Origin of the sequence: Thiococcus pfennigii (assembly GCF_016583835.1) — a bacterium.
Lineage (GTDB): Bacteria > Pseudomonadota > Gammaproteobacteria > Chromatiales > Chromatiaceae > Thiococcus > Thiococcus pfennigii.
Window position 1 is genome coordinate 1 of sequence record NZ_NRRW01000089.1, and the last position, 9,340, is coordinate 9,340.

Annotated in this window: 8 protein-coding genes and 1 pseudogene; 5 read left to right on the top strand and 4 right to left on the bottom strand. The window is 69.3% G+C overall.

Annotated features, from left to right (window positions below):
* Positions 1-925 (bottom strand): annotated as a pseudogene (locus CKO41_RS17180) (hypothetical protein); the annotation flags it as partial.
* Positions 926-1,339: 414 nt separating this feature from the next.
* Here CKO41_RS17180 and CKO41_RS17185 point away from each other — a divergent pair.
* Positions 1,340-2,827 (top strand): phosphomannomutase, encoded by a 1,488-nt coding sequence (locus tag CKO41_RS17185; RefSeq protein ID WP_200383169.1) that lies wholly within the window; start codon positions 1,340-1,342, stop codon positions 2,825-2,827.
* A 19-nt stretch (positions 2,828-2,846) separates the two neighbouring features.
* Here the strand turns inward: CKO41_RS17185 and cysC are convergent, their stop codons facing one another.
* The 3 genes from cysC to dapC form a co-directional block, all read right to left on the bottom strand.
* Positions 2,847-3,479 (bottom strand): adenylyl-sulfate kinase, encoded by a 633-nt coding sequence (gene cysC / locus CKO41_RS17190; protein WP_200253858.1) that lies wholly within the window; start codon positions 3,477-3,479, stop codon positions 2,847-2,849.
* Positions 3,480-3,974: 495 nt separating this feature from the next.
* Positions 3,975-4,796, bottom strand: coding sequence for a 2,3,4,5-tetrahydropyridine-2,6-dicarboxylate N-succinyltransferase (gene dapD, locus CKO41_RS17195; RefSeq protein WP_200253860.1), 822 nt, complete (start codon positions 4,794-4,796; stop codon positions 3,975-3,977).
* A 115-nt stretch (positions 4,797-4,911) separates the two neighbouring features.
* Entirely contained in the window at positions 4,912-6,108 is a 1,197-nt protein-coding gene (gene dapC / locus CKO41_RS17200; RefSeq protein WP_200253862.1) for a succinyldiaminopimelate transaminase, read from the bottom strand.
* Between the two features lie 210 nt (positions 6,109-6,318).
* Here dapC and CKO41_RS17205 point away from each other — a divergent pair, with 210 nt between their 5' ends.
* From CKO41_RS17205 to CKO41_RS17220, 4 genes are all read left to right on the top strand, one after another.
* Complete coding sequence (locus tag CKO41_RS17205; RefSeq protein WP_200253864.1) at positions 6,319-6,906, top strand: DJ-1/PfpI family protein; 588 nt, start codon at positions 6,319-6,321, stop codon at positions 6,904-6,906.
* Positions 6,907-6,914: 8 nt separating this feature from the next.
* The gene (locus tag CKO41_RS17210) at positions 6,915-7,412 is read left to right on the top strand and encodes a gamma-glutamylcyclotransferase family protein (RefSeq protein WP_200253866.1); all 498 of its coding nucleotides are present in this window, start codon (positions 6,915-6,917) and stop codon (positions 7,410-7,412) included.
* 2 nt (positions 7,413-7,414) lie between these two features.
* Positions 7,415-7,876 (top strand): OsmC family protein, encoded by a 462-nt coding sequence (locus CKO41_RS17215; RefSeq protein WP_200253868.1) that lies wholly within the window; start codon positions 7,415-7,417, stop codon positions 7,874-7,876.
* 308 nt (positions 7,877-8,184) lie between these two features.
* Complete coding sequence (locus CKO41_RS17220) at positions 8,185-9,252, top strand: 3-deoxy-7-phosphoheptulonate synthase (RefSeq protein ID WP_200253870.1); 1,068 nt, start codon at positions 8,185-8,187, stop codon at positions 9,250-9,252.
* The last annotated feature ends 88 nt before the right edge of the window (positions 9,253-9,340 follow it).

The window sequence follows — 9,340 nt, forward strand, 5'->3', positions numbered from 1 at the left end:
GCAGCAGGCCAGGGTGGGAGGGGGGCATGCCTTGGTCGTAGCCCGGCCCGCCCTGCGGCGGCATCATCGGCGGGTGTTGGAAGCTACCCGGTCCGGCGCCGTAGGGGTTGTCGCCATCGGGGCCGAACGGGGCGCCGAAGATCGCGGCCGCGGCCTCGCGCTGCTCGGGGGTCATGGCCTCGACGGTCTCCCGATAGCCCTTCCAACGCTCCTGCATCGCCTCGCGCTCCTTCATCATCTGCTCCCAGGGCGGACTCTCCGGCAACTCCATGCCGCGCTCGGCCGCCTGCGCGCGCATCATCTCCCAGCGCAGCGCGTGCAGGGTGCGGCGCTGCTCCGGCGTGAGGTTGCGCATGGTCTCGGCATGGGCCTGGCGCTCCTCCGGCGAGGTCAGCTGCCAGAGCGGCTTCTCCGGTAGATCGATGTCCTTCTCGGCGGCCCGCTCGCGCAGCTCGGTCCAGCGTGCCTCGCGCTGCTCGTCCCATTCGGCCCGGCTCGATGAGGCGGGCGCGGCCATCCCCGGCCTCTCCATCATCGATGGGGGCATCCCGGGTGCCGCTGGCCACTCGGGCATGTCAGGCATCTGGGGCGCCTGGGGCATGTCGGGCATCGCGGGCGGCTGCGGCCTGGTCTGCGCCCAGGGTGGTGCCGCGGGCAGGTCGATGCCCACCTCGGCGGCCTGCGCGCGCAGCTCCTCGTAGCGTCTCTCGCGCTCGGCCATCGCCTCGGCGCGGCGCTGCTCGATGCGGGCACGTGGGTCGGCCTCGGCCGGTGCGGGGGGTTGCGTTTGGTCGGTCGGCGGGGCCGCCTCGGCGGCGGGTGCCTCGTTCGCGGACTGCGTCTCGGCCCAGGCGGTCGGACCGTAGGCAAGGGCAAGGGCGATGGCGGATGCGAGCAGGCCCAGTCGTCGTTGCGGTCTCATCATATGGCAACTCCCAAAGTGGTGGAAATCGAAAGAGGGGTTTCACCGCACTGGCGGCTACGGTGACGGGACAAGGTCTTCGTGCGGCTTGATTATGGCCTTTTCTGCGCCGCGATTCACGGACACCTCGAAAAAATCAAGGTGCCCGCGCGGGGCAAGGGTGCCCCGCCATTCTCGGCCGCTTAAGCGACTGAAAATGAAGCGAAGCGGAAATCGCATTTTCGCTTTGCGTCTTGAAAGATTGCCCGGATGGCAATTTTTCAATGTCCCCTCACGGAGGTCGCGCGCCGCGCCTGGCGGCCATCGCGCGGCATCAAGGGTATTGAGGGTGCCCCCGAAAATTCAAGACCCCTGCCGCGACAGGGCTGGACTGCTAGAATCGCTCCCGAGTTGGCGCCACCGAGACGGGGAGGGGGGATGCGAATCGACGACCTGATGAGCGAGAGTGGCGTGGCCTTCGGCACCAGCGGTGCGCGGGGGCTCGCGGCAGCGATGACGGATCGGGTCTGTTGGACCTACACCCTGGGATTCCTCCAGTACCTGAGGGCGTGCGGCCGGATCGGAGCCGCCGGCGAGGTGGGCCTCGCCGGCGACTTGCGCCCGAGCAGCGGTCGCATCCTCGCCGCCTGTACCGCGGCCGTGACCGCGATGGGCCTGCGGCCGCGCTATTTCGGTCGGATCCCGAGCCCGGCGTTGGCCGCCTTCGGCATCGCCGCCGGGATTCCGACCATGATGGTCACCGGCAGCCACATCCCGGACGATCGCAACGGCATCAAGTTCAACAGGCCCGACGGCGAGATCCTCAAGGACGACGAGGCCGGCATCCGCGCGCAACGGGTCGAGGTCCCGCCCGGGATGTTCACGCCTGCCGGTGCCTTCGTGCCTGGCCGGGGCAGCGACCTCCCGCCGCACGACGGCGCGGCCCTCGACGCCTACGTGGCCCGCTATCTCGGCTTCTTCCCGCGGGATTGCCTCGCCGGGGTGCGGGTCGGCCTCTACGAGCACTCCACGGTCGCCCGCGAGCCGCTCTTGGCCATCCTGACCGGGCTCGGGGCCGAGGTGGCACGGTTGGGACGTTCCGAGGCGTTCATCCCGGTCGACACCGAGGCCGTGCGCCCGGAGGACGTCGCGCTGGCCCGTGAATGGGCGGCCGACGGACGCTTCGATGCGTTGGTCTCGGCCGACGGCGACGGCGACCGTCCGCTCGTCGCCGACGCGCAGGGCCACTGGTTGCGCGGCGATGTCGCCGGCATCCTATGCGCCCGCGCGCTCGGGGCCGTCGGGGTCGTCACGCCGGTCAGCAGCAACACGGCGCTCGAGCGCTGCGGCTGGTTCGCACGCGTCGTGCGCACCCGCATCGGCTCGCCGTACGTGATCGCTGGCATGGCCGAGCTGGGGGCCGAGGGCCTTGCGCCCATCGTCGGCTACGAGGCCAACGGCGGTTTTCTGACGGCGACCGACATTGTCGCCGACGACCGCCGGTTGCCGGCGCTGCCGACCCGCGACGCGGCCATCGTCGCCGTGACCCTGCTCGCCGCCGGCCCCGGCCGCGGCCGACCGCTGTCGGCCCTGGTCGGGAACCTTCCGGCGCGTTTCACCGACAGCGATCGCCTCAAGGACTTCCCGACCGAGATCAGCCGGGCGCGGCTCGCGGCCCTGATGACCGGCGATGGCGAGCGCGACCGGCAGGCCGTGGCCGGCCTCTTCGCCGGGGATTTCGGCCCCGTCGCCGCGCTGGACTCGACCGACGGCCTGCGCATCACGTTCGCGAGCGGCGCCATCGCCCACCTGCGCCCGTCCGGCAACGCCCCGGAACTGCGCGCCTACACGGAGGCCGACAGCCCGCAGGCGGCGCAGGCGATGACCCGCCGCTGTCTGGAGATCCTCGCCGGCTGGCGGCGCTGAGCGTCGCGTGATGGCTCGCTCAGGCCACGACCTCGACATCGACCAGGCGGTAGCCGGCCTTCAGCCGGCCTTGCGCGTGCAGGTATTCGAGCAACTGGTTGACCGACTCCGCGACGCTCAGACGGCCCGCATCGATGTGCACCTCGGGCGCTTGCGGTGCCTCGTAGGGGCTGTCGATGCCGGTGAACTGCTTGATCTCGCCGCGCTCGGCACGGGCATAGAGGCCCTTCGGGTCGCGCTCGCGGCATACGTCGAGCGGGGCGTCGACGAAGACCTCGATGAACTGGCCGTCCGGGACGATGTCACGCACCACCTGGCGGTCGACGCGAAACGGCGAGATGAAGGCGGCCATGACGATGAGGCCGGCGTCGGCCATCAGGTTGGCGACCTCGCCGACGCGGCGGATGTTCTCCGTGCGGTCGGCGTCGCTGAAGCCGAGGTCGCGGCACAGCCCGTGGCGGACGTTGTCGCCGTCGAGCAGGTAGGTGTGGTAGCCCTGTTCGGTGAGGATCTGCTCCAGCGCCCCGGCGAGCGTGGACTTGCCCGAGGCGCTTAGGCCGGTGAACCAGATCACCGCCGGTTGCTGCCCCTTGTTGTCGGCGCGGACGGTTCGGTCGACCGCGTGATGGTGCCATACGACATTGTCGGCCATGGGCTCTCTCCCTCTCTTAAGAATGAAGCTGTGGAGCGTGGGTGGTACGCGGTGCGTAGGCTACGGGCTCGAAGGCCGCTTGTCGGTCGGGTCGGTGTTGCCGAATCCGACATCGGCGATCGTATCGCACCACCGACTCATGACGCCTGTTCGTGGTCGGCGGTGCGGTGCGTGCCCTTAGTGACGATTCAAAAACAACCGGCGCATCTTCTCTTAGACTACGAAACGCGCGAAACACGCGAAAAGGGCGAATATACGCGGAAGAATGTGCGGTTTTTCGCGACTTTCGTAGTTTCTTGTCTTCCGCGTGCTTATATCTGTTTCTGCACCGTTTCTAAGGCGATCTCTGTCAACAAACCTACCGTCTGGCTTGTCCTTTCGCCCGCCTTCTGTGTCGCGAGCGCACTCCCATAGCTGGGCTATGCTCCTGCGCTCGCTCCTTGAAGACAAACGAAAGTCCCGCGTCATCCCGTAGGTTTGTTTCCGGCAATCGCCTTAGATGTCGCGAAGCAACTCGTTGATGCCGACCTTGCTGCGGGTGCGCTCATCGACTCGCTTGATGATGACGGCGCAGTAGAGGCTGTGGCTGCCGTCCTTCGCCGGCAGGCTGCCGGGGACGACCACGGCCCCGGCCGGCACGCGGCCGTAGTGGATCTCGCCGGTCTCGCGGTCGAAGATCTTCGTGCTCTGGCCGATGTAGACGCCCATCGAGATGACCGCGCCCTCCTCGACGATGATCCCCTCGACGATCTCGGAGCGGGCGCCGATGAAGCAGTTGTCCTCGATGATGGTCGGGGCTGCCTGTACGGGTTCCAGCACGCCGCCGATGCCGACGCCGCCGGAGAGGTGGACGTTCTTGCCGACTTGGGCGCAGGAGCCGACGGTGGCCCAGGTGTCGACCATGGTGCCCGAATCGACGTAGGCACCGATGTTGACGTAGGAGGGCATCAGCACGCAGCTCGGGGCGATGTAGGCGCCGCGCCGCGCCGTCGCCGGCGGCACGACCCGCACCCCGCCGTCGCGGAACTGCTTGGAGTTGTAGTCGGCGTACTTCGACGGGACCTTGTCGTAGTAGTTCGTGAAGCCGCCCTTGATGAACCAGTTGTCCTCGATGCGGAAGGACAGGAGGACGGCCTTCTTGATCCAGTCGTTGACGACCCAGGTGCCGTCGCGCCGCTCGGCGACGCGCAGCTCGCCGCGGTCGAGCCGTTCGATGGTATCGACGACGGCATCGCGGACCAGGGTCTCGACGTTCCGGGGGGTGATCTCGGCACGGCGCTCGAAGGCGGCCGTGATGATGGCTTGGTTGTCGCTCATGACAGGCTCCGCGGGCGGGATTGGATTCAGGGGCATCTCGAATCGCTCAACCGGTTCAAGGTGCGCGTGCAGGGCGGGGACGCCCCGCCATGTTCAGCCAGGGTGGCCAAGGGCTCTAAAGCATCGCAGTGTAGCGGCGAATCCGCTGCGCCGCCTCGACGCAGTCGGCGAGCGGTGCGACCAGGGCGAGGCGCACCCGCCCAGCACCGGGGTCCTCGCCGGCGATCGGGCGCGACAGGAAGCGCCCGGGCAACACGGTGACGTGCTCGGTGGCGAAGAGGCCGCGGGCGAAGTCGGTATCCGGGATCGGCGTCGCCGGCCAGAGATAGAAGCCGGCGCTCGGGCTGGCGACCTCCAAGGCGCCATCGAGGATCTCCAGCACGGCGGCGAACTTGTCGCGGTAGAGGCGGCGATTCTCGAGGACATGGGCCTCGTCGCCCCAGGCGGCGAGGCTCGCGTGCTGGTGGTGGAGCGGCATCGCGCAGCCGTGGTAGGTGCGGTACTTCAAGAACCGCGCGAGGATCGCCGCGTCGCCGGCGACGAACCCGGAGCGCAGGCCCGGGGCGTTGGAGCGCTTCGACAGGCTATGGAAGACGATGCAGCGCCGGTAGTCGTCGAGGCCGAGCTCGGCGGCGACCTCCAGCAGGCCGATCGGCGGGGCGGACTCCTCGAGGTAGATCTCCGCGTAGCATTCGTCGGCGGCGATGACGAAGTCGTGGCGCTGGGCGAGCTCGATCAGGCCGGCGAGCGTCGCGCGGTCCATGACGGCGCCGCTCGGGTTGCTCGGCGAGCACAGGTACAGGAGTTGGCAGCGGCGCCAGGTCGCCGTATCCACGGCGGCGAAGTCCGGCAGGAAGCCGTTCTCGGCCCGGCAGGGCAGATAGTGCGGTTCGGCGCCGGCGAGCAGGGCCGCCCCCTCGTAGATCTGATAGAAGGGGTTTGGCATCAGGACCAGCGGCTGCGTGCCCCGGTCGACGACCGCCTGGGCGAACGAGAAGAGGGCCTCGCGGGTGCCGTTGACGGGCAGCACCTGGCGCTCCGGGTCGATGCCCGGCGCACCCAGGCGGTAGCGCCGTGCGAGCCAGGCGGCGATCGCCTCGCGCAGGGCCGCGACGCCGTGCGTCGACGGATAGACGGAGAGTTCGCCGAGGTGGGCGGTCAGTGCCTCGGTGAGCAGTGCCGGGGTCGGGTGGCGTGGTTCGCCGATCGAGAGGGCGATATGGGCCTTGTCCGGCGGCGGCGTGACGCCACGCTTCAGCGCCGCGAGGCGCTCGAACGGGTAAGGCTGGAGACGATCCAGATCCGGATTCATGTCCTGGTTCAGTTGGCCGTGAAGGTCACCGGCGCGGGTCCTTCGGCCGCGGCTCGCATCCGAGGGTCGGGGCGGCCCCGGTACCGGGTCGCCGGTCGTGGAAAAGTCGCAAAGGATACCATGCGCGGTCGTCAGCGAGCGCAGCGCCGTGGTCCGCCGCCTTTGGTATAGTCCCGACATCGCAGAACGAACCCTCAGGAGCCCGCAGCGATGTCCGCCAAGCGCATCCTCATGCTGGTCGGCGACTATGTCGAAGACTACGAGGTCATGGTGCCCTTTCAGATCCTCCTCATGGTCGGTCACGAGGTCGATGCCGTCTGCCCCGGCAAACGGGCCGGCGAAAAGGTGCGCACCGCCGTGCACGACTTCGACGGCGCGCAGACCTACAGCGAGCGGCCCGGCCACGGCTTCGCGCTCACCGCCGACTTCGATGCCGTCGACGAGACCGCCTACGACGCCCTCGTGATACCCGGCGGGCGGGCACCCGAATACCTGCGCCTCGATCCGCGCCTGCTCGCGATGGTGCGCCACTTCGCCCAGGCACGAAAGCCCATCGCGTCGATCTGTCACGGCCAGCAGATCCTGGTCGCCGCTGGGGTGCTGAAGGGGCGGGTGTGCACCGCCTACCCGACGGTCCAGCCCGAGATCGAGGCCGCCGGTGGCACCTGGCACGAGGTCGGCGGTCAACTCGCCAACGCCTGCACCGACGGCAATCTGGTCACGGCGCCGGCCTGGCCGGCCCACCCGGCCTGGATGCGTCAGTTCCTGGTGCTGCTCGGCAGCCGCATCGAACCCTGAGGGCGGCGATGGAGCATCGGGTCTTCGTCTACGGCACCCTGCGGCGCGGCGAGGTCAATCACCGGCTGCTGGCCGACGCCGAATTCCTCGGCGGGCATCGCACCGAGCCCTGCTTCGCGCTCTACGACCTGGGTGCCTATCCTGGGCTCACCCGCGGCGGGCGCACCGCCGTCGTCGGCGAGGTCTACCGCGTCGACACGGCCGGGCTGCGTCGGCTCGACCGGCTCGAGGACTATCCCAGGCTCTACACCCGCACCCCGATCGCCTCGCCCTGGGGGCCGGCCTGGATCTACTGCTATCGCGGTCGGATCCAGGATCGGCCGCTGATCCGCTCGGGCGACTGGCGGGCGTTGACCAGCGTCCCCGGCTCGTTCCGGGCGGCGGCCATCCGCCGCGCGCGCGATCCCAAGACGCGCCTGTCCTGGCGGGACCGAGGCCGCGTCCGGGAGGGCGGCCGGGAACCGTTCGGGCGGGTTGCGACCATGACCGACCACAGCGAGGACTGACCATGTCGGAGCAAGGCCGATTCACGATCCACCTGGAACAGCAGGAGGACTACCAGATCAACGTCCGGTTCGACTGGAAGCGGGCCGCCGACCTGCTGATGGACGAGCCGCCGCCGCTCGGCGAGACGTCCGGGCCGAACGCCTCGCGGCTCCTCGCCGCGGCCGCGGCCAACTGCCTGTCGGCGAGCCTTCTCTACTGCCTGGCCAAGGAGGAGCCGCCGGCCCACGCGCTCAAGGCCGAGGCGACCTGTATCGTCGTGCGCAACGAGCAGCGCCGACTGCGCATCGGCGGCATGGAGGTGCGCCTCATCGTCGCCGACGAGCTGGCCGCCTCGCCGCGCTTCAACCGCTGCAAGGACCTCTTCGAAGACTTCTGCGTCGTCAGCGCGAGCATCCGCGAGGGCATCCCGATCAAGGTCGAGGTGGTCGACGGGCAGGGCAGGCTGCTGCACAGCGCCCACTGAGGGCCTCGATGGAGGACGTCTTGTGGCTGTAGGTGCGGCTTCAGCCGCAGCGAGGCCCCGATGGCCCGGGTCGTTTGGGCCAATGGCCTCGCGGCTGAAGCCGCACCTGCCCCGCACCGAAAGCGCTCCTCGCCGCTGAGCGAGCCGCCGATCCGGACACAATGTCGCCAAGGCCCGGCGCAGTCTGCGCTGGCGGCTGGCGGCTGGCGGCTGGCGGCTGGCGGCTGAAGGCTTTCAAAGAATGCCTGCCGATCGCCGGGCCGGGTTGCCGTATAATGCCCATTTCCGACCGACCCGCGATTCGCCACATGACCCACGCCACCGACGACCTGCGCATCCGCGAGATCAGGCAGGTAATCACCCCCCGGGCGCTCAGCGAGGAGATGCCCGTCACCGAGGCCGCCGCGGCCACCGTCTACGAGACCCGTCGCGCGATCCAACGCATCCTCCACGGCGAGGACGAGCGCTTGCTGGTCGTCGTCGGCCCTTGCTCGGTCCACGACCCGAGGGCAGCCCACGACTATGCCGAGCGGCTGCGCGCGGTGCGCGATGACCTCGCGGGCGAGCTGCTGATCCTGATGCGGGTCTATTTCGAGAAGCCGCGCACGACCGTCGGCTGGAAGGGCCTGATCAACGACCCGACCCTCGATGGGCGTTTCGAGATCGACACGGGCCTGCGTCTGGCGCGGGGCCTGCTGCTCGATCTCAATGAGCGGGGGATGCCGGCCGGCACCGAGTTCCTCGACCTGATCACGCCCCAGTACGTCGCCGACCTGGTCAGTTGGGGGGCGATCGGGGCGCGCACGACCGAGAGTCAGGGCCACCGCGAGCTGGCCTCGGGGTTGTCCTGTCCGGTGGGCTTCAAGAACGGTACCGACGGCGTCGTCAAGGTCGCGATCGATGCGATCCACGCCGCGGCCCGGCCCCACGTCTTCCTGTCGATGACCAAGGAGGGCCACTCGGCGGTCTTCACGACGGCCGGCAACGAGGATACCCACATCATCCTGCGCGGTGGCCAGCGGCCGAACTACGACACCGAGAGCGTCAGCATCGCCGCCGAGGAGATCGTCGCGAGCGGGTTGGTGCCGAAGATCATGATCGACTTCAGTCACGCCAACAGCCGCAAGCGCCCGGAGAAGCAGATCCAGGTCTGCCACGACGTCGCCGGGCAGATCGGTCGCGGTGACCGCCGGATCATCGGCGCGATGATCGAGAGCAACCTGGTCGGCGGCAATCAGTCGCTGAAGCCAGGCGCCGAACTCGTCTATGGCCAGAGCATCACGGATGCCTGCGTGGGCTGGGACGAGACGGTCCCGATGCTCCATGAGTTGGCCGAGGCGAACGAGCGGCGCCGGGCGCGCGTCGGGGGCGGCTGAGGGCCGATCGCCACGGGGGCTGCTGGGGGGCTGCGCATCCCGACCTCCCAGGGCCTCCCTGGGCCTTCAAGGGGGGCAACTCGTCACG

Excerpts from the sequence above, each read along its gene's own strand:
- CKO41_RS17185 (WP_200383169.1), top strand. The coding sequence starts at position 1,340 with ATGCGAATCGACGACCTGATGAGCGAGAGTGGCGTGGCCTTCGGCACC.
- cysC (WP_200253858.1), bottom strand. The coding sequence starts at position 3,479 with ATGGCCGACAATGTCGTATGGCACCATCACGCGGTCGACCGAACCGTC.
- dapD (WP_200253860.1), bottom strand. The coding sequence starts at position 4,796 with ATGAGCGACAACCAAGCCATCATCACGGCCGCCTTCGAGCGCCGTGCC.
- dapC (WP_200253862.1), bottom strand. The coding sequence starts at position 6,108 with ATGAATCCGGATCTGGATCGTCTCCAGCCTTACCCGTTCGAGCGCCTC.
- CKO41_RS17205 (WP_200253864.1), top strand. The coding sequence starts at position 6,319 with ATGTCCGCCAAGCGCATCCTCATGCTGGTCGGCGACTATGTCGAAGAC.
- CKO41_RS17210 (WP_200253866.1), top strand. The coding sequence starts at position 6,915 with ATGGAGCATCGGGTCTTCGTCTACGGCACCCTGCGGCGCGGCGAGGTC.
- CKO41_RS17215 (WP_200253868.1), top strand. The coding sequence starts at position 7,415 with ATGTCGGAGCAAGGCCGATTCACGATCCACCTGGAACAGCAGGAGGAC.
- CKO41_RS17220 (WP_200253870.1), top strand. The coding sequence starts at position 8,185 with ATGACCCACGCCACCGACGACCTGCGCATCCGCGAGATCAGGCAGGTA.